Below are 24792 nucleotides of genomic sequence, written 5' to 3'. Positions count from 1 at the left end.
GTTCGCCTCAATTAGCTCACTCCTTCCTGTCAGGTCATTGATGGAATCATCCCTAGAATGGTTTCAATAATGACAGTTAAAATTGGTACAGCCATCACCAAAATGAGAATTTTACCTCCAAGCTCTATTTTGGAAGCAATTGCCCCTTGTCCTGCATCCTTTGTCAGTTGAGCACCAAATTCTGCAATATAGGCAATTCCAATAATCTTTAATATCGTTTCAACGTACTTCATGTTCACACCGGCACTTACAGCTATTTTTTCGATCATTGAGATAATGGTATAAATTTGATCAATTAAATATAGAAAGATGACGCATCCTGTAAACACGACGAGCATAAAAGCAAAAGTAGGCTTTTGTTCCTTTACAATTAACGATAAAAAAGTAGCAATTAACCCAAGTCCGACAATTTGCACAATTTCAATTCGTGAGCCCTCCCTTACCCTTGAAATAAAAATACGGCTTTTATTTTTTTGAATAGATCATCTACAATCGTTGCGACCATAAATAAAATATAGATAAATCCGAGTAAGGTAACCCATTGGGCATATTCCTTTTTTCCCATTTGATCTAGGATTGTATGTAAGAATGCAACGACAATCCCAACTCCCGCAATTTGAAAAATAACGTTCACATCAACGCCCATGACCTGCACTCCTTTCCTGTCACATCAATAAAAGAATGAGCAACAATCCACTTAAAAAGCCGAGGCTTCTGACCATCTTTTCATTTTTTACTTGTTGAATATCTGCCTCTTTTTCTTCTGATTCCAAATGTCCTAAGGTGAGCTTGATATGTTTTTGTTGTGCAGTTACATCATGCTGACCAAGTGTTTCCCCAAACTGTTTTAAAGCCTCATACTCCCCTTTTTTTAAGAAGGTTTTTTCCCATGTCTCATCCAAACTTTCATTCCATGCATGTCTAGCTGAAAACGTCCCTGAATGTAGCTTTTCAGAAAAGTGATCGAACAAATGACTGATCGGTTCTCCCACTTGGGAGGCGATATGGGCCGTTGCTCGTTCTAATGGTGTTTGTCCATACATGATTTCTGCTTCAAGAGATTGAAGGGCAAATCTGAGCTGTCTAATTTGTTTTGGCCTTTCACTATATCTTTTTGCAAACTCAAAGCCACCCCATGTCGTTGCGGCTACGATCAAAACAGCGCCTACCAACTTCAGCATACGCTCTCTCCTCGCCTCCATTTTAACTCCTGACCATTCTTGTCATAAATCCGCCTGATAGTGCCAGGTCCATTTTTTCGAGTAAGCTCTATATAACGATCAAACACACGTTGCTGCCATAACTTTTGAAAAGAAGGACGCTTACAAACATCCTCTAATGAGTTACCATGAGCTGAGACGATAATTGTGACACCTGCATGAATCGCCTCTAAAAGAGCATTTGAATCGTCCTCTCTTCCAATTTCATCTACAATGATGACCTCCGGACTCATCGATCGAATCATCATCATTAAGCCTTCTGCTTTAGGGCATGCATCAAGCACATCAATTCGATGACCAAATTCATGTTGCGGAACACCTCTAATGCAACCGGCAATCTCTGATCTTTCATCTACAATTCCTGTCTTTTGCGGCGGTACTCCCTCTCCTCCAGCACTGCTCAGCCTAGCCAAATCTCTCAGTAGAGTCGTTTTCCCCGTTTGAGGGGGGCCTATTAAGAGTGTATTGAACCATTTTTGTTCATATAAATAAGGAAGAAAAGGGTTTCCGATGCCTATTTTCTGTTTCGCTATTCGGATATTAAATGAAGAAATATCCCTTAATCCCTTCACCACACCCTTCTCAACGATGACTTTTCCAGCAAGCCCAACACGGTGACCACCTGATATCGTGATATATCCCTGTTTCAATTCTTCTTCAAGTGTGTACATGCTGTAATTACTCAGTCTACCTAAAAGCTGCGACGCATCCTCTACAGTTGCATAATATGTGAGAAAACGGGGTTCTCCCTTTTGAATGAGTTCAACTGGGCGATTTGTTCGAATCCGAATTTCTTCAATTTGTGCCCATTCTTTTGCTTGAAAGATTCGCAGCTCTTGTCCAATAGAATGCGGGAGAATATCCAACAAGTTTTGCAAAAGTATCTCCCTCCTTTTTTTCTTCTCTAAAATGTATGACGAGCTCCACTATTTATGCCAAGCCATTTTTATTTATAGATGCCTACAAGAATAAACAGGACACCGATAAAAATAAAAATAAGCTTTGCATAGGAAAGCTGGCCCGCAATCTGATAGATTCCAATCGTCATGGTAATAATAAAAATAAGCGGACCTATAATCGCTAGTATGCTATTAATGACAACTGCCTTGCGTACATCATTCGTAAGCAAGATGAAAATGGCTGCTGTCAGTTCAATCGCAGCAGATAAAAATCTCATGCTTGCCATTGCCGCAACTGATGGATGAATGCCTGGAAAGAGAAACTGTTTCATGATAACCTCCAGCTTTTTTTACACTATATGCTTTTGATGTTTGAAGTAGTCTTCTTTTTTAGAATGAAGAGAGAAGAAAGAGAGAATAGATGACAGGACCATTTAGAAAAAAATATCTTCTATTTAATAGAAGACTTAAAACGAAGGGGTCTATTAGAGGATGAGAGAGTTGTGAGGCGCACTTGTCAAAAAACCATAAAAAAAGACTGTAAACGTTGGGTTTACAGTCTTTCTTCAATCAAGGCTCTATGCTCTTGATACGTATGAACCGTCTGTTGTATTAATGACAAGCTTGTCTCCTTGGTTCACAAAGAATGGAACGTTAACGATCAAGCCAGTTTCAGTTTTCGCTGGCTTTGTACCACCAGAAGTTGTGTCACCTTTAATACCAGGTTCAGTTTCAACTACTTCTAACTCAACTGTATTTGGTAGTTCAACACCTAATGTCTCTGCACCGTACATCACGATATGTACTGACATATTTTCAAGCAAGTATTTCAACTCAGCTTTAATTTGTGTTTCACTTAATTCAAGCTGTTCATATGAGCTTGTATCCATGAATACGTGCTGATCTCCATTAGCATATAAATATTGCATCGTTTTTGTTTCGATCTGTGCTTTGGCTACTTTTTCACCTGCACGGAAAGTTTTCTCTTGAATTGCACCTGTACGAAGGTTACGGAGTTTAGAACGAACAAACGCCGCACCTTTCCCTGGTTTTACGTGTTGGAAATCCACAACGCGCCAAATGCCGCCATCCACTTCAATCGTCAGGCCTGTACGAAAATCGTTTACTGAAATCATTTAGTTATCCTCCTACATTTCATCATTTTTATAAAATGATCAATTCTTTCGGTGAGTGGGTCAGTCGTTTATTACCATCTGCTGTCAGGACAATATCATCCTCAATTCTCACGCCGCCGACATCTGGCAAGTAGATTCCAGGCTCAACCGTTACGACCATCCCCTCTTCAAGTACTGTGTCAGAGCGAGAGGATAAACTAGGCGCTTCATGAACCTCCATACCGAGTCCATGCCCAGTCGAATGTCCGAAATATTGACCGTAGCCATACTTTTCAATGATGTCTCGTGTGATGCGATCAGCTTCTCTCCCTGTCAAACCTGGCTTGATCTGATCCACACCAGCAATTTCTGCTTCCAATACGATATGATAAATCTCTTTCATCTTGTCACTTGGCTGTCCAACTGCGATTGTTCTCGTCATATCTGAACAATATCCTTTAAAGTAAGCACCAAAATCGAGCGTCACCATATCGCCTGATTCGATAACCTTCTCGCTTGCTCTACCATGGGGAAGGCTTGAGCGGACACCCGAAGCAACAATCATATCAAAAGAAGATCCTTCAGCACCTTCTTTTCTCATGAAAAATTCAAGCTCGTTCATGACCGAAATTTCTGTCAGGCCCGGCTTGATGTATGTGAGAATATGGTCAAAGGCACGATCTGCAATCTTCGCAGCTTCCTCTAATATCTTAATCTCTTCACTTGACTTAATCAAGCGCAACTTTTCAACCGAGTCTGAGACTGGTACAAGCTCTATTCCGCTCATTTTTTCTCTGTACTGTTCGTATACAGCAAATGTCATATGATTCTGTTCAAATCCAAGGCGTTTCACACCAAAGTCTTTTGCCGTTTGAGCTGCTGTCTCTACGATACTCCCTTTATGCTGAGTGATGTCATAGCCTTTTACTTGATCCTTCGCTTGCTCTGTATAACGGAAATCAGTAATAAATGTAGCACGGTCCTTCGATACAACCGCTAGACCAGAAGAGCCAGTAAACCCGGTCATATATTGCAGATTGAAGCTGCTTGTAATCACAAGACCATCAATCTCTAAATCAGCTAGTAACTTTCTGAGTTTATCAAGTTTCATTACGAAACTCCCCCTTCACTCACTAAGTAACGTATCGCCAATTTGTATCCTTCCATCCCAAGCCCAACAATTTGTCCTATTGACACCGGTGCGAGGACAGAATGATGGCGAAATTCTTCTCTCTTATGAATATTAGTAATATGTACTTCAACGACAGGTAAGGATATACTTGCAATCGCATCTCTTAACGCATAGCTGTAATGGGTAAAAGCCCCTGGGTTAAATACAACACCATCGTACTGATCCTCTGCTTCATGCAGCGCGTCCACTAAGTCCCCTTCATGATTCGATTGAAAGAACGTTAACTGGATATTTGCTCTTTCAGCAAATTGAAACAAATCTGTTTCTAAATCAGTCAGTGTCTTGCTACCATAAATAGCAGGCTCTCTTTTTCCAAGCCTATTTAAGTTCGGTCCGTTCAGTACTAAAAAATGCGGCATATTAACACTCCTTCACACGAATTCAATTCATCATGATTTCTGTTTCATTTTCCTTAGAAACCTTTCGTTCCCAAAAATATTTTATCATATCAATAGTGGATTTACACTTTATTCTGTCTTGTTGCCAAGTGCCCTTGCTAACTTGTCACTCGTTAATTCATTATATTCAAATGAAATGCTGTAACCAACAAACATCCCATAAAGAAGATACAGGCAAAATGTTGTCACAATTGTACTCTGTTCTAATTGTTGAACCTGCTTCACATCGGGAAAAATCGGATTAAACACGTAAAATACAAGCACCCAAAGCACTATGCCATACAATAACCCTATCCAAAACCCTCTCACTTTTTTGAGTGTACCGTAGTAAATAAAGGCTGCGATCATAGAAAGAATACCTAGAAGAACAATACTAAAAAATGTACCAAGTCCTCCCTTTTTCCATTCACCTAGCACAAATGGCTGAAGCAGCATATTTGGGCTCACCTCTGAAAAATGAAACATATGGGTCAGAAAACCGATAAAGCCCCAAAATACACCTCCAACAAAACCTACAGCAGCTGCCCGTCCAATCAACGAAGCCGTCGACACCTGCTGATTTTTTTCTTGATTACTTTCTTTTTCATCACGTTTCATACGAACACCTCCAACAAGTAGTATGTCCAAAAAGTCATAAAAAAAAGGATTTCAATGTATATGTGTAAAATGTATAAAACAGGGTATACTGCCTAAAAAGGAGTCGTTAGAAATCTAGTAGATAATCGACATGTGAACCTAGTGATTTCGCTTTTTTTCCTGTACAATAGGAGTATAAAGAAATGCATGTAAATTACAGGAAACAGGTAGGTTGATAATCATGTCCAATCAAACAAAACCTCCAGCATATGGAGGCCAGGCAGTCGTCGAAGGTGTGATGTTCGGGGGCAAAAAGAACTATGTAACAGCCATCCGTCGTAAAGATCAATCCATCGAATTTCTAAGACTTCCTAGAACCTCTCATAAACAGGTCACCTTCCTTAAGAGAATCCCGTTTATCAGAGGCATCGCAGCACTTGTAGAAGCAAGCGCTAATGGTAGTAAGCACTTGAACTTTTCAAGTGAACGCTATGATCTTGATCCTTCAGAAGATCATTCACTTGTAAAGGAGCAAAAAGGATCGAAATTGTCGATGATATTCGGAATCGCCGTCATTGGAGTTCTTTCACTTCTTTTTAGTAAATTCGTCTTTACACTCGTACCTGTCTTTTTAGCTGAATTGGTGCGTCCCATCTTTTCAGGTAATTTCGCACAAATTGCAATTGAGACGTTCTTTAAATTAATGCTTTTATTAGGCTATATTTACTTTATTTCCATGACACCTTTAATTAAAAGGGTATTTCAATATCATGGAGCAGAGCATAAAGTCATAAACTGCTATGAACAGGGTCAAGACATTACAGTTGAAAATGTACAAAATCAATCTCGTCTTCACTACAGATGCGGAAGCAGCTTCATTTTATTCACTGTCATTGTCGGCATGTTCGTCTATTTACTTGTACCGACAGATCCTTTATGGGTCAGAATTCTGAATCGACTGGCGCTCATTCCGGTTGTGCTTGGGATTTCATTTGAAGTCCTTCAATTGACAAACAAACTAAGGGATGTACCAGTCTTAAAAGTGCTTGGCTATCCTGGACTTTGGCTACAACTACTCACAACAAAAGAGCCAACTGACGATCAAGTTGAAGTTGCAATCGAAAGCTTCAATGAACTTCTTCGTTTAGAAGAGGCGTCAGAAAAAGCAGCGTCAGATTCTGCTCATCAAGTGATCTAGCTTATAAATCCGGTAAATACCTTCGGAGGTGGACAGTTATGAATCGCCGAGTACATCCTGCTTTTACCATCATTATCGCTTTAGGTGTTTTGGGATTTGTGTATATCCTCACAACAAACCCTGGTAGGCTTTTCACTATGCTGTTATCAGTTGTGATCATTGGAGCGGTTATGTTTTTCCTATTTAAATGGATTGTGAATCGAAACAGCGGATCAGAAGGGAATCTTTATCGCAAGGCAGTGAGACAATCGAAACGTCGCTACCAGCATACAAAACCAAAAGCGAAAAGCCATGTGAAAAATCGGGTCACTCATCTTCGGAGCGTGCCGACTGACCACAAGTCAAAGCCCGTCCTTCTCAAAAAGAAAAGCCAAACACAGTTGACTGTGATTGAAGGCAAGAAAAATAAGAAGAAAAACAAGGCTCTTTTTTAATACGTCCAATTCTTTAAAAACTGCTCGGCCTTTTGTCTACCTAGATCGACGAGCGCCCTTTTCTTTTCAGTCATGATATGAAAGTCAGTGGCGATGACATGTTCAACAGGAATAAAAATAATATTGCGTTCGTGTTTAGTGGCAATATGCCTTTCATCGTGCGCACCACGCATCGTTTCAAAGAGAGCACCGAACAATTCAAACGCATTGCGGATGGAGTGTTGCGGACGCTCTTTTTCATTTGGCGTAAGGGTCACACCTACAACAGGGCGTTTTTTTTCCTCTACAAATAGCCAAATCGGAAAATTACTCAGTACGCCTCCATCCACAATTGTACAAATGCCCCTCGATGATTTTAATTTGACGGGTTCAAAAAAATATGGAAGACTACAGCTCATGCGAATGGCACGGGCAACAGAGAATCGCTCAGGGTTCAGTCCATAAGAGGGAAGATCATCAGGTAATACGAGGATTTTTCCATTCGTTAAATCCGAGGCAACAATTTTCAAAGTATCTTTTTTTAAATCACCAAATACAGTCACACCTTTTCTTTTCAACACGTCTGTTAACCATTTTTCTAGCAGATCCCCTTTGTATAAACCAAGACGCCAATAAATGGAGATCCACCTCAACATTTTAAATGGCAGAAAACCGCAACGCTGATCCAGCAATTTATGCTCATCCATTTCCTCTAATAGCTCCTTCATTTCTTCACTTGTAAAGCCAGCTGCAATCAGTGAGGCAATAACGGCACCCGCACTTGTACCTGCAAGTCGAACAAACTGAAAGCCTTTTTTCTCAAGTGCTTCATAGGCACCTGCAAGCGCTGCACCTTTAATGCCACCTCCTGAGAATACACCGTCAATTTTCATAAAGGAGCCCCCTTTTTTCTTAGATCGCACTGTTATTAGTTTAGGAGCACACTTGTGAAAATAGAACTGTATACAAAAAGGACACTCATCCGTTGAGTGTCCTTTTCACTGTCATTATTCTTGATTGTTTTGTTCGTTTTTCTTTCGGATGATTTTCAGCTGCGCAGACCGTTCTTTGTTTTCTTCAAAAAACTGAACAAGGTCACCAATCCGATCAATACTGTTCCAGCTAAGATGATGTTCGATTCCTTCTACATCATCATAAATTTTCTCTTCGTCTACACCAATGATTCTTAAAAACTGTTCAAGTAATTCGTGTCTGTATACGAGCCGTTTACCGATTTTTTTCCCTTTTGGGGTTAAAACAAGTCCACGGTACTTCTCATAAATTAAGTATTCATCTTTATCAAGTTTTTGAACCATTTTTGTTACAGAGGAGGGATGGACAGCGAGGGCTTCTGCTATATCAGATACTCTTGCGTATCCTTTTTCTTCTATTAGCATATAAATTTGTTCAATATAATCTTCCATACTAGGTGTCGTCATAATACCCCTCCAAAATGCACCTTTACTTAATAATCATAACAAGTCTACACTATTGCCATTAAAAACACAAGAAAAGCTAAAGCTGTCAGCGCTTGTAATTCCAATCGTCAGACGCATATTTTGTCTTTGCAAGATGGTTCACAAAGGCTAGTTCTTCATCCGTAAGATCATATGGCACAAGCTCAATGTTCAAACCTTTTTCAAATCCATGCTTAAATGCGACACGGGCATCATCAATCGTACAAGTTCGTTTTGATATTTCATTGATCGCGACCGCTTTATTTTTAAAGCTACGCTGCATTCGTTCTCTCACTCTGTCATTTGGATATAAGAACAGATCAAACAGCTTGTCTTCATCTAAATCAATTAAGATTGAGCCATGTTGTAAGATCACCCCTTTTTGTCTTGTTTGAGCGCTTCCAGCAACCTTTCTGCCCTCTACAACAAGCTCATACCACGATGGTGCATCAAAACATACAGAAGACCTTGGATTTTTTAAGCTTTCTTTCTCTTTTTCAGTACGAGGAATGGCAAAATACGCATCAAGTCCCAATTCTTTAAAGCCTTCCAAAATGCCCTCTGAAATCACGCGATATGCTTCAGTTACAGTTGCAGGCATCTCTGGATGCTCCTCAGAAACAATCACACTATATGTCAGTTCTTGATCATGGAGTACACCCCGTCCGCCTGTTGGGCGCCTAACAAAGCCTAAACCATACTTACGAACAGCGTCCATGTTAATTTCTTTTTCAACATTTTGAAAGTAGCCGACAGACAGCGTTGCTGGGTCCCATCCATAAAAACGGATGACAGGTGGAATGAGCTTCTCACTGTGCCAATAAAGCAGTGCTTCGTCCATCGCCATGTTAAAGGCAGGATCTTTATTTCCTGTATCAATGAAACACCATTTCTCTTTTTGCATATAAAATCCCTTCTCTTTTACAAAGTCAATTTTCTATATCCGCCTTTAAACAGCGGCTTCTCTCTTTATCAAGTCTATCAAATGGGGAATGAATTGAAAATAATTAGCATCATTTATGATGACAAGATTCTTTAGCTTTACTATAATAGTATTTGTCTAAAACGTACAATCACACAGTTTGCTGTGATGATATTCAAGAAGGAGTCGAGTCGTATTGCCAATATTTAATATTATTGTCCTCTCCCTTTGTGGACTTTTCATTCTCTATTCAATCGGCAATTTCATCTATCAGCAACGTATCATGAAAACGCTGACTGAAGAGGAATTCATTAAAGGCTATCGTAAAGCACAGCTCATTGATGTAAGAGAGCCGAATGAGTTTGAAGGCGGACATATTTTAGGGGCAAGAAACATTCCATTGTCACAATTAAAGCAACGGAAAAACGAAATTCGTCCAGACAAGCCTGTTTATCTCTATTGCCAAAACAACGTCAGAAGCGGAAAAGCGGCACAAACGCTTCGCAAAAATGGCTGTCGTGAAGTCTACAATTTAAAAGGTGGCTTCAAAAAATGGGGCGGTCGTATTAAAACAAAGAACTAATGAAAAAGACTCTGGGAGACAGAACTCCCTGAGTCTTCTTTTATTTACTTTGATACACAAGCACCGGATTTCTCGCTGCCTTTGTTTCATCCATTCTTTTCACAACTGTTGTATGTGGTGCTTCCTGCACCACTTCTGGATGCTCTTCTGCTTCTTTGGCAATTTGAATCATCGCCTCAATAAATGAATCTAGCGTCTCTTTTGATTCTGTTTCCGTCGGCTCAATCATGATACACTCTTCAACATTGAGCGGGAAATAAATCGTTGGCGGATGATAACCAAAATCAAGCAAACGTTTAGCAATATCTAGTGTTCGTACACCTAATTTTTTCTGACGTTTCCCTGATAAAACGAACTCATGTTTACAGTGACGATCAAATGGCAAGTCATAATGTGCACTTAAACGACGCATCATGTAGTTTGCATTGAGGACTGCATTATCTGTAACTGCCTTTAAGCCATCAGGGCCCATTGAGCGGATATAGGCATATGCGCGAACATTAATCCCAAAGTTTCCATAGAACGGTTTTACTCGACCGATTGAATCAGGTCTATTGTAATCGAAGTGGAATTGGCCTTCTCGTTTTACTAATACAGGCTTTGGTAAATAAGGAATCAAGTCCTCTTTGACACCAACTGGTCCCGAACCTGGACCTCCGCCTCCGTGTGGGCCTGTAAACGTTTTGTGTAGGTTTAAATGAACGACATCAAATCCCATATCTCCCGGTCTAGCTCTGCTTAAAACTGCATTCAAATTCGCCCCATCATAATACAGCTTTCCTCCTGCGCCATGAACGATTTCAGCCATTTCTAAAATGTTCTCTTCAAATAAACCAAGTGTATTGGGATTTGTCAGCATAAGTGCAGCTGTTTCGTTATTGACCACACGCTTTAAATCCTCTAAATCAACTAATCCATTTTCATCAGAAGCTACCGTGATTGTTTCAAAACCGGCAACTGTGGCAGAAGCAGGGTTCGTTCCGTGAGCAGAATCAGGCACAATGACTTTTGTCCGCTTATAATCCCCTCTTGCTTCATGATAGGCACGAATCATCATCAGTCCGGTCCATTCACCGTGAGCACCTGCTGCAGGCTGCAAAGTGACAGCATCCATTCCTGTAATTTCTTCAAGGTGCTCTCCTAAATCGTATAAAAGCTCTAGTGCGCCTTGCACTGTTTCTTCATCTTGAAGTGGGTGCACTTGAGCAAACCCTGCGATACGCGCTACTTTTTCATTGATCTTTGGATTGTACTTCATTGTACAAGAACCAAGCGGATAAAAACCGGAATCTACACCATGATTTCGCCTAGAGAGCGCTGTATAATGGCGCATAATATCAAGCTCTGATACTTGTGGGAGCTCAGCTTCCTCTTGCCTTACGTAAGATTCATCAAACAATTCCGATAGTTCTTGAACCGGCACATCTAACTCAGGTAAGCTATACCCGATTCTACCTTCCTTCGATACTTCAAAGATAAGCGGTTGGTCTTGTTTATTCATGGCGATCCCCCAATTCCTTGATCAACGTATCAATTTCTGTCTTTGTTCTGAGCTCTGTGACGGCAACAAGCATATGATTTTCTAACTCAGGATAGACAAGTCCTAGATCATAGCCACCAATGATGCCTTTTTCAAGCAACCTTTTGTTCGCTTCTTTTACAGGCTCTTTCAATTTCAATACAAATTCATTGAAAATAGAACCTTCCATATCTGCCTTTAAGCCATGTGCTTCTGCTTGTTTTTTCGCATAATGTGCTTTTTGCACATTTTGATTTGCTACCTCTTTCATTCCCTGCTTGCCAAGTGCCGTCATTGCAACGGATGCAGCGAGTGCATTGAGTGCTTGATTGGAACATATATTAGAGGTCGCTTTGTCCCGGCGGATATGTTGCTCTCTCGCTTGAAGGGTCAGAACAAATCCTCGAACACCGTTTTCATCCTCAGTCTGACCGACTAGTCGACCAGGTACTTTTCGCATCAATTTTTTCGTGACAGCAAAATAACCGCAATGCGGACCACCAAACGCAGCAGGAATGCCAAATGGTTGGGCATCACCAACAACAATATCTGCACCAAGCTGACCTGGTGGTGTTAAAAGTCCAAGTGCTAGCGGATTACTAGAAACGATAAACAGACTTTTCCCTTGATGAGCTAATGGTTCAATGTCTTTTAACGGCTCTACTCCCCCAAAAAAATTAGGATATTGCACAAGTACAGCTGCGGTCTCTTCACAAACTGCCTTTTCTAATTGAGCCAAATCTGTTTGCCCTTTATAAGCGGGTACTTCAATCACTTCAATATTTTGGCCTTTCGCATATGTTTTCAGGACAGCTCGTGATTCTGGATGTACCGTTTCTGAGACGACAATTTTATTCTTTTTGGTATGACCTGCTGCTAGCATTGCCGCTTCAGCTAAAGCAGTTCCTCCGTCATACATCGAAGAGTTTGCCAAATCCATACCTGTCAGTTCTGCAATCATCGTTTGAAATTCAAAAATGGCTTGCAGCTCTCCTTGTGATATTTCTGGTTGATAAGGTGTATATGCAGTGTAAAATTCAGAGCGTGAAATAACATGGTCTACAATGACAGGCTGGTAATGATCATACACACCCGCCCCTAAAAACGATGCGTAGGAAACAGTATCTTTATTCTTAGCAGCGAGGCGAGATAACTCTCTTACTAGCTCCGTTTCAGATGCTGCTTGTTTGATATCATACGTCCCTTTAAACCGCACCTTTTCAGGAATATCTGAAAACAGTTCATCAATCGACTCGACACCGATAACATCTAGCATCTCTTTCTGATCTTGCTCTGTTTGTGGCAAATATCTGTGCTTCATCCTTTGTTCCCCCTTTGTTATTTCGCTCGTCTGTAAAATGGTGTGGCGACGACTTTTGCTTTCAAACGTTTTTTGCGGACTTGTACTTCTACCTCTGTATGCAGATCAGCAAAAGATTGATTGATCAGCACGAGCCCGACATTTTTCTTTAAGGTAGGTGATTGTGTTCCCGTTGTGACGAAGCCAATTTGCTCTTCGCCTGAAAAAACTAGGTAATCCGTTCTTGGAATTCCTTTATCAATCATTTCTATACCAACAAGCTTTCTGTCAGTGCCTTCTTCTTTTTGCTTCTTTAGGACCTCTTTTCCGATAAAATCAGCTTCTTTATCTGGTTTCACTGCAAAACCAATGCCACCTTCTATCGGAGAAATATCTTTCGTCAGCTCCTGTCCATAAAGGGGCAGTTTCGCTTCAAACCTCAGCGTATCTCTCGCTCCTAATCCACAAGGGATCAATCCTTTTGGCTTTCCTACCTTTAAAAGGAGAGACCAAATATGTACTGCGTCCTCTGTTTGACAGTAAATTTCAAAACCATCTTCACCTGTATAGCCTGTTCTTGAAACAAGGACTTCTTTCTCAGCAACGAGGGCAGACGATTTGAATGTAAAAGGCTTTAACGCCGTTACTTCGTCATTCGATACTTCTTTGATGATATTAGCTGCAAGCGGTCCTTGAAGTGCTAAAAGCGCCATTTCATCAGATACATTTTTGATCGTCACTTGATCTTTCAACCGATTTTTTAAGAGCCACTCCACATCTTTTTCAATATTAGAGGCATTTATAACAAGCAGATAGTTTTCATCCTCTTTTTGATACACAAGTAAGTCATCGATGGTTCCACCATCTTCATAACACATCGCCGTATATAGTGCGCGTCCATTTGTCAGTTTTGAAACATCATTGGTTAATAATCTTTGTAAGAAAGCAAGGCTGTCCTTACCCGTAATTTCAACCTCTCCCATATGAGACACATCAAAGAGTCCTGCCTTTGTTCGAACAGCCTCGTGCTCTTCTTTAATGGATGAAAATTGAACTGGTAATTCCCAGCCTCCAAAATCAATCGTTTTACCGCCAAGCGTTTGATACTCATTAAAAAGTGGTGTTCGTTTAAGCATAGATCGTTTCCCCCTTTTTCATCATGTTGCTGCAATCAAGCTGAATTTTCAGAAAAAATGCAGCAAAAAAGGACAGACAACTCCCTTAAAAAGAAAGTTCTCTGTCCTTGCACCTGAAAGTTTACAGCACAAACACAAATATGTCTGTGCGTTTTCCCCTTTGGTGGTTTGCCCATCAACAAAAGAAGCAAACACTCTCCAGAGTTGCGTCCGGTAAGAGTACTTTTGCCTGAGAGATTCACTGCACTCGTGCGGCTTGCTCCTTCGGCGCTTGTTGGCATCTGTCTCGCCTTCAAGTCTCTCCCCATACCATCATTCGCTCATATTCTTGTCCTTTATTGGACATACTATCAAAGTGGGTGATTTATTCAGAAGATCACTTACCAACATCCTACCATTAGCTACACAACAAGGGCAATATAAAAATCATTAACATTTCTAAAAAAGAAAGAATGATCGTTCGCTTTTGTGGATATATTTCGCTCCCCTTTTCTTTTTCATAAAGTGAAGCGTTTAAAAACAGAACATTTCAAGTGATATTCTGACAGAAAGGTAGGCTCACTCCCATTGGATATTCAAACGATTTTTGATCATGATTGGACAAACGAATTCATGCGTTGCCTTACACATGATGGCCCTTGGGCGAACTGGGAAATGTATCAATTGGCAGCACAAGTACAAAAGGTCACGGCCATTGATTCTTTTGAGGGATTACAGGCACCTTCTCACCTAACAGCATTTACACCACTTGCACACCAGCTTGAAGTCGCAAAAAAAGTGGTAGAAGAAATGAATGGTAAAGCAATATTAGCTGATGAAGTAGGCCTTGGAAAAACAATCGAGGCAGGACTCATTTTAAAAGAATACATGATTCGAGGCCTTGCAAAAAAAATCTTAATCCTTGTTCCTGCATCTCTTGTATCCCAATGGGTACATGAATTAAGATCAAAATTTTATATTGATGCTGTTGAACAGAAAAAGAGTTACGTTTGGGAGCAATGTGATGTAGTTGTATCTTCCATTGACACAGCGAAAAGGATGCCCCACCGCGACACCATCTTATCGATTTCATATGACATGGTGATTATTGATGAAGCACATAAGCTAAAAAACAACAAAACGAAAAACTATGAGTTTGTTAGAAACTTGAACAAGAAGTTTTGTCTTTTACTAACTGCAACCCCTATTCAAAATCGCATTGGTGAGATTTTCAATCTTGTTTCTCTACTAAAGCCCGGACACTTAGGAAATGAGCATCAATTTAAAGATGTGTTTGCTAAGAAAGACTTACAGCTTGAAAATCACAGCACGCTAAAACAGCTCGTCAACAAAGTCATGATACGAAACCGAAGACAAGACACCGGTATTGAGTGGTCGAAGCGTCATGTGAAAACCATCTCTATTGATTTCTCACCTACTGAACAGGCTTTATATGATGAAATTTGTCTCTTAAAAGAAGATCAATCTACCGCTAAACACATGTTTTCGATTATGACACTAGAGCGTGAGTGCTGTTCAAGCCGTGAAGCTGTGTATATGACACTAAAAAAAATGCAAGATGGACAGGAGAATGTGTTTGGGTATGATGCCATTGAGCGAATGATGGAAAGAATTCACCAAGTGGAACAAAACACAAAGGCAATAGAAGTCGTCAAACTCATACAACAATTAAATGAAAAAGTGATTATTTTTACTGAATACCGCGCGACACAAATTTATCTACAATGGTTTCTCCAACAAAATGGCATCAGTTCTGTTCCATTTAGAGGTGGCTTCAAACGAAGTAAAAAGGATTGGATGAAAGATTTATTTCGCGAACGTGCTCAAGTGCTCATTGCAACAGAAGCAGGCGGTGAAGGAATAAACCTGCAATTTTGTAACCAAATCATCAACTACGATCTCCCTTGGAATCCTATGCGCCTTGAACAACGAATTGGACGTATCCACAGACTCGGTCAGGAGCGAGACGTCCACATTTATAATATGGCGACAAATGGCACTGTGGAAGATCATATCTTAAAACTTCTTTATAAAAAAATTCAGCTATTTGAACATGTGATCGGAGACTTAGATGATATATTAACGCGCATTGAAGTGACAGATGCTCAGGCAGAGCTTCATGACATTTTATATCAGCAACAGTCTGATAGTGAAATGAAAACGAGGTTAAGCCAGTTTACATCCTTTTTGTCTCAGGCGACACCTCCCCCACTTGAAAAAAGACAGCAAGGTTAAAAAGGAGGCTTTCTTTTATGCAACAACATGACATTCATGCATTCCTTAAAAAATTCTTTGTAGCAAACCAATGTGACATTATTGAACAAAGTAGTGGACATATGACTGTGCAATTGACAATTGAAATGGACAAAATGATTATGAATCGACCCTTTTATTGGCATTGGCTTGAAAAAACAGGCGGCGTACCTGAGCCGCGGAAGCTCACACTTATTACCGATCAAGAAAAAGCCGGAGCAAACGTAGAAGGTGAATTTATTCACTTTGGCTCGCCACGATTGTTTCAAATCTTTGAAGCTGTCAAACAACAAGGAAGATTTATTCGCCTTTACGAACAAACAAACTCTGTAAGCAAAACACAGGTCGCACTTGAGCCTTGGCTTGGAGTAAATGTCAAAATTTCTTATCTGTCCGATCTAAAAAGAGATAAGCTTCTCTCACTTGGTCTCCATCTCATTCGTGGAGAAGTGGTCGAGCAATTTCAAGAGAAACTCGAAAAGCGACAACTATCTTCACAAATTCCTGATTATTGTTTCACTATGAGTACAATGATCAAACCGGAAAGTGGTGTGAGACGCCTCTTCACTTTGATGGAGCGTTATGCATATGAGGAGCCAAACGACTGGGCAATTAGAGCTATACAAAAATGGAACGAAGATTCTGAACTTTTAAATCAATTTTATGAAGGGACTTCAGGCACATCTGTAGAATATGAAATAGAAAGACAAGCGCTTCAGTCTTTATATGAGCCAAAAATCAGTTTAACGATTGAAAATGGTGGGTTGTTTTATCTTCAGCAAAGGAAGAGAGGGTAAGATTTTTTCTATTCAACACCTTTCTTTCTCCGGATATATACATCTTTTAATAAATAAAAAGAAAAATTTGTAAGTTTGTATTGGGCGAAAACATGACGCAAACGACCATGAGGACATGCCACCTTTGTCTTTGCATTTAATGCGTTAAGTGCCTGAAATACACGATTCAGTATTTTAGGAGGTATTTGCATGGAAAAGGAAAAGAAAAAGCTTGACAGCGAATGGATTCAATTATTAATTGAAGCTCGGAATGCAGGGCTCACACCGCAACAAGTCAGCCATTTTCTAAAAACGAACCAAAAGTCCTCAGAGTCTACCCCACTGGTAAGAAGTCATTCTATCAAACCTTTCTGAATGTGCTATAATATCGAAAGGAAGGTGATGACATTGATTGGCCAGCGTATTAAACAATACCGCAATGAAAAAGGCTACTCACTATCAGAACTGGCCGAAAAGGCTGGGGTAGCGAAGTCTTATTTGAGTTCAATAGAAAGAAACTTGCAAACAAACCCCTCCATTCAATTTCTTGAAAAAATCTCCGCTGTTCTGGACGTCTCGGTTCATACACTTTTAAACGAAAAAGATGAAACCGAATACGATGGTCAATTAGATAGTGAATGGGAAAAACTAGTTCGAGATGCAATGACATCAGGGGTTTCGAAAAAGCAATTTCGTGAATTTTTAGATTATCAAATCTGGAGAAAAAAGCAAGAAGAGGAGTAAGGCGCACATTTTAGCGCATACTCCTCCAATTGTTATTCAGATGATGATTATCAGTCTAAAGACTGTTCATATTATTTATCTTCGCTGTGTGCTTTTTCATTTTCCTTCACGTAGCCTTTTTCATCCGTATGCTTTTTAGGATCGATCGTTAAACCATTCCACTGCGTCGCTTCAAAGGAAAGATCGATTTGAATAGCATCGCCTTGGTATTTATTTTGAATATATTTACCTTCTCCGTCCTTTGTCTGGTCATTAACAAATTCAATGATCATTTCCACTTTATCGTAGTCATATGGATTTTTTGGAATGCCGTCATACTCAGGAGCAGTCGCTCCATCCACTGTTGCAACATTGATTTTTCCACTCTCATGTAAAAACTTTTCATCGATGGCATTGCGGAGCTTATCAAATGCTGCCTGATCCTGCTCCGAAGTTAATAGATATAAATCAAGCAAGTTTGCTCCTTCTAAAATAATGTTTTTTGGATAGCCGTTCCCGCCTTCAGCCCCCACTGTGAGCACACTCACTTGAAACTGACTTAAAAATTCTTCTGCGGTATTTTGATCACCATTTTTAGCCTTACCATCTTTGAAGTTGCTATAGCCAAGCTGCATGAGCACTTGATTGATCGCAAGTGTTCCTTTATTTTCAAAGTTGAATTCTTTTTTGAGTTTGTCACCCGGCTTTAGGTTTGCTAGGTTAATCGCTCCGGAATTTTCTTTAGCTGATAGGTCAAGCTCTCCTGCTGAATAAACTGCATTCGCCTTCTCCACATCGTTAAAAGAGGCCCAGGTTCCTCCTCCAATTAATGCAAGTCCTAAAGCACCAGTTACGACACCTAAACCAATTGACTTTTTTGACTTTTTAAATTTCATCATACAAATCCCCCTAAGTTATAATTTATTGAAACCTAAATAGGCTACAAACATATAGACAGAAATCAAAGTCTTACACCTGCTTCTCAGTGATGTGTAATTCAGTTGAGCGGTTTCGTTGTTTCGCCACACCCATAAAGTTAACCAATGAATAAATCAAGAGAAGTACACCTGGTATGATGAGTAAAAGTGCAGTCCCCGCTGAAGTTCCAGCATAAGAGAGAAATTTTCCTGCATATGGAATGTTCACTCCTGTATATTCCGCAAAAATTTGACTTCCCTTGACTACAGTCCCATCGATGTACATGTTATGATCCCCTTTTGTTTCAAACGTTTTATCTTTCCCTTCCCCTTTTATGCTGACAATTCTATGCGTAACAAATGATTGTTCTTTATCTTGGTTGGTTTGGAAGGTAATAATATCCCCAACTTTTAATGTGTCAAGAGAGGTTAGTTTCTTGACAACAATGAGAGATCCTGTTGAAAATTCCGGTTCCATAGAGCCAGAAAGTACTTGTTTAAGCTGATAACCGAAAATTTGTGGTTCTCCCCCAGATGTCCTTGATGATAATACAATAATTATCAGTGCAATCATGATGGTGAAAATAATGGCATACATAATGCTGCTAGTCATGTTCAGAATTCTTTTCATCTTCAACTGTTCCCCCTTTAAATTGAAACGAGCTTTGGGATTCCTTGCTTTTTTGCGTATCTTGAGTTGATTGTGATTCAGATGGAACCATTTTCTTTTCAATACAATGAGCAAGCGCCATAGGATTTGACCAAACATATGCCTTTTTCATCCCATTTACTTTAAAGCCCTCTGGATAATAAATTTTAAAGACATACACACCTTGTGTTTTTGCTTTGTTAGAAGTAATGCCAATGGTTTCTTTTGAACGAAGGATTGGAACGCTACCTCTTTCAAGTACATGCCCATCAGTTATAGGTCGTTTGACGCTCGGGACTTTGTGCAATTCCCACCGCCATCCAGAATACGCCATATTTTGACCTATATTCTTTAATGTGATGCTTAACTTATATGGAGCGCAAACTATTCCTTTTATCTTCGTTTGGTCCTTGATGATCAAATGACCTTTATCCCACTTCTTACGCTGACAATTCTTGTCTGTTTTATGGAAATCCTCACACGTTTTAATTGTCACTTTGCTGAATTCAAAATCATTAAAAGAGGCATTTGTTGGTGTTGTTAAATGTGCAAGTGAAAGTAAAATGATCATACAGAAGAGAACAAAGAGCGAATGTTTCATAGGCACTTTCAACTCCTCCAATGGTTGTTCTTTAATAAGAACGATTAAACTTAGTATAAGTAAATACCTATAAAAACCAAAATGGCAAATTAGCCCGTTTTGTTCTTAAAGAAGAACATTTCCGAGAAAAATCTTCCATTTTCTCATTCTTTCGCCATATTTAATGTTTTTTTGTGCCATTTGTACTTAATAAAGAATTCACATAAAAGTAAAGAGATTGGAAAAGATAACAAGTGGTGAGGTGATGATGAATGAAAAGAGTTGGAATCATCTGTTTTATACTCATGCTTTCAATCTCATGCAACATGATAACTGAATCAAAGGCTGCTTATGTATTTCAAAATCATACAGATCAATGGGAAACTCGGGCAGTCAAAGAAGTGAAAAAAAGGTATCCTTTAGCCCAAGTCTTATTCAAGCAAAAAGTATGGGATCGTCATCGGGACTCAGAATCTGTAAAACAATACCATATTACATTAAAAGAGGATACTAAAGAATTCGGGGTCTTTGTCACCATTTCCTATAACCGCTCTTCAAACAAAGTCAATAAAGTGATTGTCGTCGAAGAATATAGCTGATACAACACAAATAAAAAAGCCACCAAATTGGCGGCTTTTTTATTTGTGTTCATCTCGTTTAAATAGCATGGCAAATCCAAAGGGAATCATTCCAAACAAACGCTGTACAAACGGAGTTTTCAGTTCTTTTTTTACTTGCTTATGCTCCCTCCGTTCTTCACGTGGTGTATTCATATATTTAATGACTTCTTCTGTCATATACTTTACATAAGCATTTGTTTTCATTTGTACGCTCACCCTTCCTTCATTCAGTGTTGCCCGAAAGAGCGTTTTGTTATACATCATAGCCTAATCATCTGACATCCATTCAAGCACTTCATTTTTAGTTGTATTTATCACGACCTCACCAAATTCTGAGACACCGGTCTTCGTTTTAACATGTATGCTCACTTGAATTCGCTCGTTATTTTCATCACAGACCACAGGCTTTACCGACACTTCTCCTTCTGTCACATTCCAATGTTTCTTGTTTTTTCCACACCATGACTTTGTATTTTTTAATACTTCAGTAGCGCCTATTCTATATAACTGCTGTTTCTCATAATAGGAAATGGCTAGCTCTGCATGCTTCCACTCTTTTAGAGTGCTAGCAGTGACCGATCCTAGAACAATAAGGAAAAATAGGGCCATGATTAGGACATTCGGGTATACAAAGGCGCGATTACACTTCAATTTCGACGATTCACCCCTTTATATGTAAGAAATGACGCTTGATGTATTTGACCAGACTCATCTTTCACTCGTAATACAGTCGTTTGCTGATTGGTTATGACCTTCAATTCATCTACCTTTTGTAATAAGGGGAGATGCCCTGTAGAGTCCACTCTTTTACGAATCATGTTTTTGTATCGTTCAAATGTGATAATCTGTCCCTTATGAGTGACCACCTCTAGTGCATGACCGTGATTAATTGCCCTTACTGTTACTGCCTTTTTGAGTTCCTCATCGATTTGATTCATAGTCAATTGCCACTCCATCTTTGAAAAATGTTGTAATTGATCAAACGGTTTGATTTTAACTGTTAAAAAAAGTAGCATCATTGCTGATATTGAAAGAAACAAATAGAGCTGAAATTGCACCAGGGAATGAACAAAAGTAAAACCGTCCTCATTCAAACCTGGTAAAACAGATCGTTTCTTTTTTTTGTAATTTATAGAGTACACATACCTTTTGCTCCTGCCAATCCAGTTCATATGTGATCCTCCCTCTTGTTTCACTCACCGATTTTTGTTCCCCTGTTGAAAAAGCAGCATTCATTTGTTCATGAATGAATTGATATGCTGCAACTTTTGCATTCACCTCACTTCTGCTCATGGCTACCATTTCATAGCACGGGACCAATATGGAAGCAGTGAAAATCAACATTTGACATGCAAATAGTGTATCAATGGTGCTAAATCCCTGCTTGTTTTTGAACATGTATTCTTCCGCTCCCCAAATAAATTGTGACCTTATACGATTGTTTTCCATATTGAACGACGAACGATCCACCACTGCCCGGGTTTCCGTTCGGATTGAAATGAAGGGGTTTTTGAAAGGTGGAATTCTTAATATAACCTTGCTCATCTGAGGATGAAGTGATAAGACGCTTACCTTTTTCAGTCATCACCTTATAGGACAGCTTTTTTTCATCAAAATGAACGTCCACACGACTGTTTGTAGCAAAGGCGGTATATGAGGCTAATTGAAGATCTTGCTTCATTTGTGTCATCTGCTTTTTCGCTTTGGCATCCTCAAGTAAAGAAGGTACTTTCGTAAACACCGTTGTTAACAAGATTGAATAAATCAGCAACATCACAAGATGCTCGATTAGTGTGAAGCCTTTATCCTGAGCTACGTAATTATTCATTTTTCACTTCCCCATTTTGAATCATAATTGCTTTTCCATTTGGGCAAGTAAGACTTTTTTTGATATACCCCTCTTTTTCTAATTCTGATATGCTTGGTGTCTTTCCATCATGATCCATCTCATATGCCATGATTTGTGTGCTCACCATTGATTTTAATCCTTCGCAGCCCTTCGCCTGTATATGCTGGTGATGACGTGTTACATTCGGAATGGTAATCAATAAAAGAATCGAAATAATCAGCATAACAATTAACATTTCGAGTAGTGTAAATGCTTTATCATTCATTCTTGAACCTCCTTGTTACATATGCTCCATCAGTTGATACATTGGTAACAGAATTGATAGGTACACGACTAAAATCAAAACAGCAGTAATTGCATATATCGCAGGTTGCAAGATTGACATCCATTTTTCAATTTTGAATTCAACATTTTCTAATAAAAACTGGCTGTATGTGTAGAGCTCCCTTGCAAGCTGGCCACTTGCCTCACCATGCTGAATCACCGATGCAAAATGTTGATCAAAAAACGAATATCTATTGACCTGCTCCTCCATTGGTTCGCCTTTCTTTAATTGTTTGATCATATGTTCAGATAATTCTTTTAAAAAGGGTAAATATGTTTGATTTTTAAAAGCAAGTAGACTGTCATAAATAGATAATCCTGCATGAAGGAGACCGCTAAGCTGAAGTGAAAAAAAATAAGTGTGCATGAGCGTTAAGCCCTTTTTTAAAATGGGAATACGGCTTAACATGGTCATTTGACTAAATGCAGATTTTTTCTTAAAAGAAATCACGTAATAACAAAAAATACAAAGACTCACGAAACAAAAAAGTAAGAGGAAATACTGAAGAAACTGGAACATGATAAAAATCAGCTGAATAGCCATAGAGGATTCTATTCCCATTGATGTATACAAAAATGAAAACTGAGGAAGCACAATGGTATGAATTAAAGCGAATACTGCACAAATCGTAAAAATCAAGAAAAGTGGATAACGAAGAATTCGTTTCATTGTGTCCATTTGATCAAGTTTCTTTTTCAAAAAAAGCGCACTTTGCTCTAAAGCAAACCTTAAACTTCCATGTTTTTCAGAAAAACAGATGATGGCAATCACCTCTCGTTGAAAATGGAATTCTTCAAGTACGACATAAAACGGTTCACCTTCAATTAACATTTGAATTCCTTTTTTTAACAAAGTGTTCTGTTTTTTTGATAATTGGATATTCATCATGGTTAATGCCTCGATTAGTGTATAGCCAGATGTGATCAATTGACTTAGCTTAGAAAGAAATTCAGCCTGATCCTTTCTTGACCATGTTTTATATATTTGCCTCTTCATAAACCCACCTATGGTACGTATTTTTAGATAAATAGCCGAGTGCAACTCCTTTGCGGATCAACCTTTGTAACGTTTCATACGAGGAATTGGCATATTCTCCTCTTGCTTCTTTCATACATTCAGCTAATTCTTTCCCAAATAACAGTTCAAACACATTTGTTCTCCGAACGACACGATTCAGTTTGCAGTATAGCTTACAAGTCTCACCGCAAAAGGGACAAATTAAATCAATGAGGCGCTGTGCAGCAATTGCGACCATTGTCTGTTCGAGTTCATTCATTGTAATACCGAACTCAATCATCCGATATAGTGCACCTTTTGCGTTTTTGGCATGTAATGTACTCAGCACTAGATGACCCGTCATCGCTGCCCTAATTGCCGTTCTCGCTGTTTCCGCGTCTCTGATCTCACCTAATACAATCATATCTGGGTCATGCCTTAAAATGGCACGTAATCCTGCTGCGTATGTGATGCCTGCTTTTTCATTTACTTGTACCTGTAGCACTGCTTCATTTCTTGTTTCAACTGGATCTTCCAATGTAATGATATTTCGATTAAAATGCTGCTTCGCAAATTCAATTAATGAATAAAGAGTTGTCGTTTTTCCTGAATTTGTTGGTCCAGTGAATAAGATCAGCCCATGAGAATGATTGAGAAATGATAGAAGCCTAGCTGAAGCTTTTGGAAATAAAGAGAGATGTTTTGTCTTTGGAACGTGATGTTGTGGAAGAAGTCTAATGACAAGACTTTCATCATTTACAGTTGGCAACGTAGACATTCTTAAATAAATTTGACCACTTCTTAACATGACAGCAAGTGATCCGCTCTGTGGTCTCCTTTTCTCACCAATATCCATTGAAGATAAAAATTTAAAATGAGCAATTAAACGATCACCCTTCTTTTTTTCCACACTTCTTTTTTGAATCAAATCGGCATCAATCCGAAAAGAAATGGTCGCTTCTTTCTCTCGTGGCACAATATGCACATCTGACGCCTTTAAACGGCATGCTTCTTCTATTAGCTCTTGTCCTAAATATTCAATATCATACAAGCTACTTCTCCCCTTTCTGCCCATATTGTACAAATAGCAAGAAATTCTGACAAAAGTGAACTTTTTTATTTCAACTACTTTTTTCTTTACAAAAATGAAAAATGTATGTATTTTTCTCTAAATAA

General features: G+C 39.2%; 34 protein-coding genes and 2 riboswitches. Of the genes, 8 read left to right on the top strand and 26 right to left on the bottom strand.

Annotation, left to right across the window (positions count from 1 at the left end; translation table 11 throughout):
• Nucleotides 1-29: 29 nt before the first annotated feature.
• From spoIIIAD to ACQKEZ_RS03195, 9 genes are all read right to left on the bottom strand, one after another.
• Nucleotides 30-452, bottom strand: coding sequence for a stage III sporulation protein AD (spoIIIAD, locus tag ACQKEZ_RS03235; protein ID WP_427299313.1), 423 nt, complete (start codon nucleotides 450-452; stop codon nucleotides 30-32).
• On the bottom strand, nucleotides 440-646 hold the full coding sequence (spoIIIAC, locus tag ACQKEZ_RS03230) for a stage III sporulation protein AC (protein ID WP_003153142.1): 207 nt from the start codon (nucleotides 644-646) through the stop codon (nucleotides 440-442). The genes spoIIIAD and spoIIIAC overlap by 13 nt, the downstream gene beginning before the upstream one ends.
• A 19-nt stretch (nucleotides 647-665) precedes the next feature.
• Complete coding sequence (gene spoIIIAB, locus ACQKEZ_RS03225; RefSeq protein ID WP_427298741.1) at nucleotides 666-1181, bottom strand: stage III sporulation protein SpoIIIAB; 516 nt, start codon at nucleotides 1179-1181, stop codon at nucleotides 666-668.
• A complete protein-coding gene (spoIIIAA, locus tag ACQKEZ_RS03220) occupies nucleotides 1175-2098 on the bottom strand; it encodes a stage III sporulation protein AA (RefSeq protein WP_427298739.1) in 924 nt (307 codons plus the stop codon). Before spoIIIAA ends, spoIIIAB begins: the two co-directional genes overlap by 7 nt.
• Nucleotides 2099-2166: 68 nt before the next feature.
• Nucleotides 2167-2451, bottom strand: a complete 285-nt coding sequence (locus ACQKEZ_RS03215; RefSeq protein ID WP_427298737.1) for a YqhV family protein — start codon at nucleotides 2449-2451, stop codon at nucleotides 2167-2169.
• 246 nt (nucleotides 2452-2697) lie between these two features.
• The gene (gene efp, locus ACQKEZ_RS03210; RefSeq protein ID WP_427298735.1) at nucleotides 2698-3255 is read right to left on the bottom strand and encodes an elongation factor P; all 558 of its coding nucleotides are present in this window, start codon (nucleotides 3253-3255) and stop codon (nucleotides 2698-2700) included.
• Between the two features lie 28 nt (nucleotides 3256-3283).
• On the bottom strand, nucleotides 3284-4345 hold the full coding sequence (locus ACQKEZ_RS03205; RefSeq protein ID WP_427298733.1) for a M24 family metallopeptidase: 1062 nt from the start codon (nucleotides 4343-4345) through the stop codon (nucleotides 3284-3286).
• Nucleotides 4345-4785 carry a type II 3-dehydroquinate dehydratase gene (gene aroQ / locus ACQKEZ_RS03200; protein ID WP_427298731.1) on the bottom strand — a complete coding sequence of 147 codons (441 nt, stop codon included), beginning with the start codon at nucleotides 4783-4785 and terminating at the stop codon, nucleotides 4345-4347. Before aroQ ends, ACQKEZ_RS03205 begins: the two co-directional genes overlap by 1 nt.
• A 108-nt stretch (nucleotides 4786-4893) precedes the next feature.
• Nucleotides 4894-5421 carry a YqhR family membrane protein gene (locus ACQKEZ_RS03195; RefSeq protein WP_427298729.1) on the bottom strand — a complete coding sequence of 176 codons (528 nt, stop codon included), beginning with the start codon at nucleotides 5419-5421 and terminating at the stop codon, nucleotides 4894-4896.
• A 220-nt stretch (nucleotides 5422-5641) separates the two neighbouring features.
• Between ACQKEZ_RS03195 and ACQKEZ_RS03190 the strand changes: the two genes are divergently transcribed.
• Both ACQKEZ_RS03190 and ACQKEZ_RS03185 read left to right on the top strand, forming a co-directional pair.
• The gene (locus tag ACQKEZ_RS03190; protein ID WP_427298727.1) at nucleotides 5642-6598 is read left to right on the top strand and encodes a DUF1385 domain-containing protein; all 957 of its coding nucleotides are present in this window, start codon (nucleotides 5642-5644) and stop codon (nucleotides 6596-6598) included.
• Nucleotides 6599-6636: 38 nt separating this feature from the next.
• Entirely contained in the window at nucleotides 6637-7032 is a 396-nt protein-coding gene (locus ACQKEZ_RS03185) for an SA1362 family protein (protein WP_427298725.1), read from the top strand.
• Here ACQKEZ_RS03185 and ACQKEZ_RS03180 read toward each other — a convergent pair.
• From ACQKEZ_RS03180 to ACQKEZ_RS03170, 3 genes are all read right to left on the bottom strand, one after another.
• Nucleotides 7029-7904, bottom strand: a complete 876-nt coding sequence (locus tag ACQKEZ_RS03180; RefSeq protein ID WP_427298723.1) for a patatin-like phospholipase family protein — start codon at nucleotides 7902-7904, stop codon at nucleotides 7029-7031. The genes ACQKEZ_RS03185 and ACQKEZ_RS03180 overlap by 4 nt on opposite strands.
• 114 nt (nucleotides 7905-8018) lie before the next feature.
• Complete coding sequence (gene mntR / locus ACQKEZ_RS03175; protein ID WP_427298721.1) at nucleotides 8019-8450, bottom strand: transcriptional regulator MntR; 432 nt, start codon at nucleotides 8448-8450, stop codon at nucleotides 8019-8021.
• 85 nt (nucleotides 8451-8535) lie between these two features.
• The gene (locus tag ACQKEZ_RS03170) at nucleotides 8536-9372 is read right to left on the bottom strand and encodes a lipoate--protein ligase family protein (protein WP_427298719.1); all 837 of its coding nucleotides are present in this window, start codon (nucleotides 9370-9372) and stop codon (nucleotides 8536-8538) included.
• A 220-nt stretch (nucleotides 9373-9592) separates the two neighbouring features.
• On the opposite strand from ACQKEZ_RS03170, the gene ACQKEZ_RS03165 reads away from it, so the two are divergent.
• Entirely contained in the window at nucleotides 9593-9973 is a 381-nt protein-coding gene (locus tag ACQKEZ_RS03165; RefSeq protein WP_427299312.1) for a rhodanese-like domain-containing protein, read from the top strand.
• A gap of 40 nt (nucleotides 9974-10013) precedes the next feature.
• On the opposite strand, the gene gcvPB is transcribed toward ACQKEZ_RS03165, so the two are convergent.
• From gcvPB to gcvT, 3 genes are read right to left on the bottom strand one after another with little or no spacing between them, the layout of a single operon-like run.
• A complete protein-coding gene (gene gcvPB, locus ACQKEZ_RS03160) occupies nucleotides 10014-11474 on the bottom strand; it encodes an aminomethyl-transferring glycine dehydrogenase subunit GcvPB (protein ID WP_427298717.1) in 1461 nt (486 codons plus the stop codon).
• Nucleotides 11467-12813 carry an aminomethyl-transferring glycine dehydrogenase subunit GcvPA gene (gcvPA, locus tag ACQKEZ_RS03155; protein WP_427298715.1) on the bottom strand — a complete coding sequence of 449 codons (1347 nt, stop codon included), beginning with the start codon at nucleotides 12811-12813 and terminating at the stop codon, nucleotides 11467-11469. The genes gcvPB and gcvPA overlap by 8 nt, the downstream gene beginning before the upstream one ends.
• A gap of 17 nt (nucleotides 12814-12830) precedes the next feature.
• Nucleotides 12831-13928: a glycine cleavage system aminomethyltransferase GcvT gene (gene gcvT, locus ACQKEZ_RS03150; protein WP_427298713.1), complete on the bottom strand. Its 1098-nt coding sequence runs from the start codon at nucleotides 13926-13928 to the stop codon at nucleotides 12831-12833.
• A gap of 99 nt (nucleotides 13929-14027) precedes the next feature.
• A riboswitch (glycine riboswitch) is annotated at nucleotides 14028-14132 on the bottom strand.
• Nucleotides 14133-14135: 3 nt separating this feature from the next.
• A riboswitch (glycine riboswitch) is annotated at nucleotides 14136-14244 on the bottom strand.
• A 251-nt stretch (nucleotides 14245-14495) separates the two neighbouring features.
• Here gcvT and ACQKEZ_RS03145 point away from each other — a divergent pair.
• From ACQKEZ_RS03145 to sinR, 4 genes are all read left to right on the top strand, one after another.
• Complete coding sequence (locus ACQKEZ_RS03145; protein WP_427298711.1) at nucleotides 14496-16163, top strand: DEAD/DEAH box helicase; 1668 nt, start codon at nucleotides 14496-14498, stop codon at nucleotides 16161-16163.
• Nucleotides 16164-16180: 17 nt separating this feature from the next.
• Nucleotides 16181-16978 (top strand): YqhG family protein, encoded by a 798-nt coding sequence (locus ACQKEZ_RS03140; RefSeq protein WP_427298709.1) that lies wholly within the window; start codon nucleotides 16181-16183, stop codon nucleotides 16976-16978.
• 189 nt (nucleotides 16979-17167) lie between these two features.
• The gene (locus ACQKEZ_RS03135) at nucleotides 17168-17332 is read left to right on the top strand and encodes an anti-repressor SinI family protein (protein WP_427298707.1); all 165 of its coding nucleotides are present in this window, start codon (nucleotides 17168-17170) and stop codon (nucleotides 17330-17332) included.
• A gap of 33 nt (nucleotides 17333-17365) precedes the next feature.
• Nucleotides 17366-17701, top strand: a complete 336-nt coding sequence (gene sinR, locus ACQKEZ_RS03130) for a transcriptional regulator SinR (protein ID WP_087975811.1) — start codon at nucleotides 17366-17368, stop codon at nucleotides 17699-17701.
• Between the two features lie 71 nt (nucleotides 17702-17772).
• Here sinR and tasA read toward each other — a convergent pair whose 3' ends face one another.
• From tasA to tapA, 3 genes are all read right to left on the bottom strand, one after another.
• Nucleotides 17773-18576, bottom strand: coding sequence for a biofilm matrix protein TasA (gene tasA, locus ACQKEZ_RS03125; RefSeq protein ID WP_427299311.1), 804 nt, complete (start codon nucleotides 18574-18576; stop codon nucleotides 17773-17775).
• A gap of 73 nt (nucleotides 18577-18649) precedes the next feature.
• Nucleotides 18650-19228: a signal peptidase I SipW gene (sipW, locus tag ACQKEZ_RS03120; protein ID WP_427298705.1), complete on the bottom strand. Its 579-nt coding sequence runs from the start codon at nucleotides 19226-19228 to the stop codon at nucleotides 18650-18652.
• The gene (tapA, locus tag ACQKEZ_RS03115; RefSeq protein ID WP_427299310.1) at nucleotides 19203-19847 is read right to left on the bottom strand and encodes an amyloid fiber anchoring/assembly protein TapA; all 645 of its coding nucleotides are present in this window, start codon (nucleotides 19845-19847) and stop codon (nucleotides 19203-19205) included. The genes sipW and tapA overlap by 26 nt, the downstream gene beginning before the upstream one ends.
• A 305-nt stretch (nucleotides 19848-20152) precedes the next feature.
• Here tapA and ACQKEZ_RS03110 point away from each other — a divergent pair, with 305 nt between their 5' ends.
• Nucleotides 20153-20425, top strand: a complete 273-nt coding sequence (locus ACQKEZ_RS03110) for a DUF3889 domain-containing protein (RefSeq protein ID WP_427299309.1) — start codon at nucleotides 20153-20155, stop codon at nucleotides 20423-20425.
• Nucleotides 20426-20464: 39 nt separating this feature from the next.
• Here the strand turns inward: ACQKEZ_RS03110 and ACQKEZ_RS03105 are convergent, their stop codons facing one another.
• The 8 genes from ACQKEZ_RS03105 to comGA all read right to left on the bottom strand — a co-directional run bounded on the left by ACQKEZ_RS03105 (nucleotide 20465) and on the right by comGA (nucleotide 24667).
• Nucleotides 20465-20650, bottom strand: coding sequence for a YqzE family protein (locus tag ACQKEZ_RS03105; protein WP_427298703.1), 186 nt, complete (start codon nucleotides 20648-20650; stop codon nucleotides 20465-20467).
• 63 nt (nucleotides 20651-20713) lie between these two features.
• Nucleotides 20714-21097, bottom strand: a complete 384-nt coding sequence (locus ACQKEZ_RS03100) for a hypothetical protein (RefSeq protein ID WP_427298701.1) — start codon at nucleotides 21095-21097, stop codon at nucleotides 20714-20716.
• Nucleotides 21094-21618 (bottom strand): competence type IV pilus minor pilin ComGF, encoded by a 525-nt coding sequence (gene comGF / locus ACQKEZ_RS03095; RefSeq protein WP_427298699.1) that lies wholly within the window; start codon nucleotides 21616-21618, stop codon nucleotides 21094-21096. The genes ACQKEZ_RS03100 and comGF overlap by 4 nt, the downstream gene beginning before the upstream one ends.
• Nucleotides 21533-21844, bottom strand: a complete 312-nt coding sequence (locus ACQKEZ_RS03090; protein WP_427298697.1) for a competence type IV pilus minor pilin ComGE — start codon at nucleotides 21842-21844, stop codon at nucleotides 21533-21535. The genes comGF and ACQKEZ_RS03090 overlap by 86 nt, the downstream gene beginning before the upstream one ends.
• The gene (comGD, locus tag ACQKEZ_RS03085; RefSeq protein ID WP_427298695.1) at nucleotides 21819-22274 is read right to left on the bottom strand and encodes a competence type IV pilus minor pilin ComGD; all 456 of its coding nucleotides are present in this window, start codon (nucleotides 22272-22274) and stop codon (nucleotides 21819-21821) included. The genes ACQKEZ_RS03090 and comGD overlap by 26 nt, the downstream gene beginning before the upstream one ends.
• Complete coding sequence (gene comGC / locus ACQKEZ_RS03080; RefSeq protein WP_427298693.1) at nucleotides 22267-22560, bottom strand: competence type IV pilus major pilin ComGC; 294 nt, start codon at nucleotides 22558-22560, stop codon at nucleotides 22267-22269. The genes comGD and comGC overlap by 8 nt, the downstream gene beginning before the upstream one ends.
• Nucleotides 22561-22575: 15 nt before the next feature.
• Complete coding sequence (gene comGB, locus ACQKEZ_RS03075; RefSeq protein ID WP_427298691.1) at nucleotides 22576-23616, bottom strand: competence type IV pilus assembly protein ComGB; 1041 nt, start codon at nucleotides 23614-23616, stop codon at nucleotides 22576-22578.
• The gene (comGA, locus tag ACQKEZ_RS03070) at nucleotides 23597-24667 is read right to left on the bottom strand and encodes a competence type IV pilus ATPase ComGA (protein ID WP_427298689.1); all 1071 of its coding nucleotides are present in this window, start codon (nucleotides 24665-24667) and stop codon (nucleotides 23597-23599) included. Before comGA ends, comGB begins: the two co-directional genes overlap by 20 nt.
• Nucleotides 24668-24792: the final 125 nt, after the last annotated feature.

It is taken from the genome of Bacillus sp. NPDC077027, assembly GCF_050269555.1.
In the GTDB taxonomy this organism is placed as follows: Bacteria; Bacillota; Bacilli; order Bacillales; family Bacillaceae; genus Bacillus.
The sequence above is the reverse complement of the archived record's forward strand: the minus strand, read 5'-3'. Positions and strand labels throughout refer to the sequence as shown.

Excerpts from the sequence above, each read along its gene's own strand:
- spoIIIAC (WP_003153142.1), bottom strand. The coding sequence starts at position 646 with ATGGGCGTTGATGTGAACGTTATTTTTCAAATTGCGGGAGTTGGGATT.
- spoIIIAB (WP_427298741.1), bottom strand. The coding sequence starts at position 1,181 with ATGCTGAAGTTGGTAGGCGCTGTTTTGATCGTAGCCGCAACGACATGG.
- tapA (WP_427299310.1), bottom strand. The coding sequence starts at position 19,847 with ATGAAACATTCGCTCTTTGTTCTCTTCTGTATGATCATTTTACTTTCA.
- comGD (WP_427298695.1), bottom strand. The coding sequence starts at position 22,274 with ATGAATAATTACGTAGCTCAGGATAAAGGCTTCACACTAATCGAGCAT.
- tasA (WP_427299311.1), bottom strand. The coding sequence starts at position 18,576 with ATGAAATTTAAAAAGTCAAAAAAGTCAATTGGTTTAGGTGTCGTAACT.
- aroQ (WP_427298731.1), bottom strand. The coding sequence starts at position 4,785 with ATGCCGCATTTTTTAGTACTGAACGGACCGAACTTAAATAGGCTTGGA.
- ACQKEZ_RS03090 (WP_427298697.1), bottom strand. The coding sequence starts at position 21,844 with ATGTTCAAAAACAAGCAGGGATTTAGCACCATTGATACACTATTTGCA.
- gcvPB (WP_427298717.1), bottom strand. The coding sequence starts at position 11,474 with ATGAATAAACAAGACCAACCGCTTATCTTTGAAGTATCGAAGGAAGGT.
- comGF (WP_427298699.1), bottom strand. The coding sequence starts at position 21,618 with ATGAACTGGATTGGCAGGAGCAAAAGGTATGTGTACTCTATAAATTAC.
- ACQKEZ_RS03195 (WP_427298729.1), bottom strand. The coding sequence starts at position 5,421 with ATGAAACGTGATGAAAAAGAAAGTAATCAAGAAAAAAATCAGCAGGTG.
- comGB (WP_427298691.1), bottom strand. The coding sequence starts at position 23,616 with ATGAAGAGGCAAATATATAAAACATGGTCAAGAAAGGATCAGGCTGAA.
- gcvPA (WP_427298715.1), bottom strand. The coding sequence starts at position 12,813 with ATGAAGCACAGATATTTGCCACAAACAGAGCAAGATCAGAAAGAGATG.
- ACQKEZ_RS03135 (WP_427298707.1), top strand. The coding sequence starts at position 17,168 with ATGGAAAAGGAAAAGAAAAAGCTTGACAGCGAATGGATTCAATTATTA.
- ACQKEZ_RS03140 (WP_427298709.1), top strand. The coding sequence starts at position 16,181 with ATGCAACAACATGACATTCATGCATTCCTTAAAAAATTCTTTGTAGCA.
- gcvT (WP_427298713.1), bottom strand. The coding sequence starts at position 13,928 with ATGCTTAAACGAACACCACTTTTTAATGAGTATCAAACGCTTGGCGGT.
- ACQKEZ_RS03215 (WP_427298737.1), bottom strand. The coding sequence starts at position 2,451 with ATGAAACAGTTTCTCTTTCCAGGCATTCATCCATCAGTTGCGGCAATG.
- mntR (WP_427298721.1), bottom strand. The coding sequence starts at position 8,450 with ATGACGACACCTAGTATGGAAGATTATATTGAACAAATTTATATGCTA.
- ACQKEZ_RS03110 (WP_427299309.1), top strand. The coding sequence starts at position 20,153 with ATGATAACTGAATCAAAGGCTGCTTATGTATTTCAAAATCATACAGAT.
- ACQKEZ_RS03205 (WP_427298733.1), bottom strand. The coding sequence starts at position 4,345 with ATGAAACTTGATAAACTCAGAAAGTTACTAGCTGATTTAGAGATTGAT.
- ACQKEZ_RS03105 (WP_427298703.1), bottom strand. The coding sequence starts at position 20,650 with ATGAAAACAAATGCTTATGTAAAGTATATGACAGAAGAAGTCATTAAA.
- efp (WP_427298735.1), bottom strand. The coding sequence starts at position 3,255 with ATGATTTCAGTAAACGATTTTCGTACAGGCCTGACGATTGAAGTGGAT.
- ACQKEZ_RS03180 (WP_427298723.1), bottom strand. The coding sequence starts at position 7,904 with ATGAAAATTGACGGTGTATTCTCAGGAGGTGGCATTAAAGGTGCAGCG.
- ACQKEZ_RS03170 (WP_427298719.1), bottom strand. The coding sequence starts at position 9,372 with ATGCAAAAAGAGAAATGGTGTTTCATTGATACAGGAAATAAAGATCCT.
- ACQKEZ_RS03185 (WP_427298725.1), top strand. The coding sequence starts at position 6,637 with ATGAATCGCCGAGTACATCCTGCTTTTACCATCATTATCGCTTTAGGT.
- sipW (WP_427298705.1), bottom strand. The coding sequence starts at position 19,228 with ATGAAAAGAATTCTGAACATGACTAGCAGCATTATGTATGCCATTATT.
- comGC (WP_427298693.1), bottom strand. The coding sequence starts at position 22,560 with ATGAATGATAAAGCATTTACACTACTCGAAATGTTAATTGTTATGCTG.
- ACQKEZ_RS03190 (WP_427298727.1), top strand. The coding sequence starts at position 5,642 with ATGTCCAATCAAACAAAACCTCCAGCATATGGAGGCCAGGCAGTCGTC.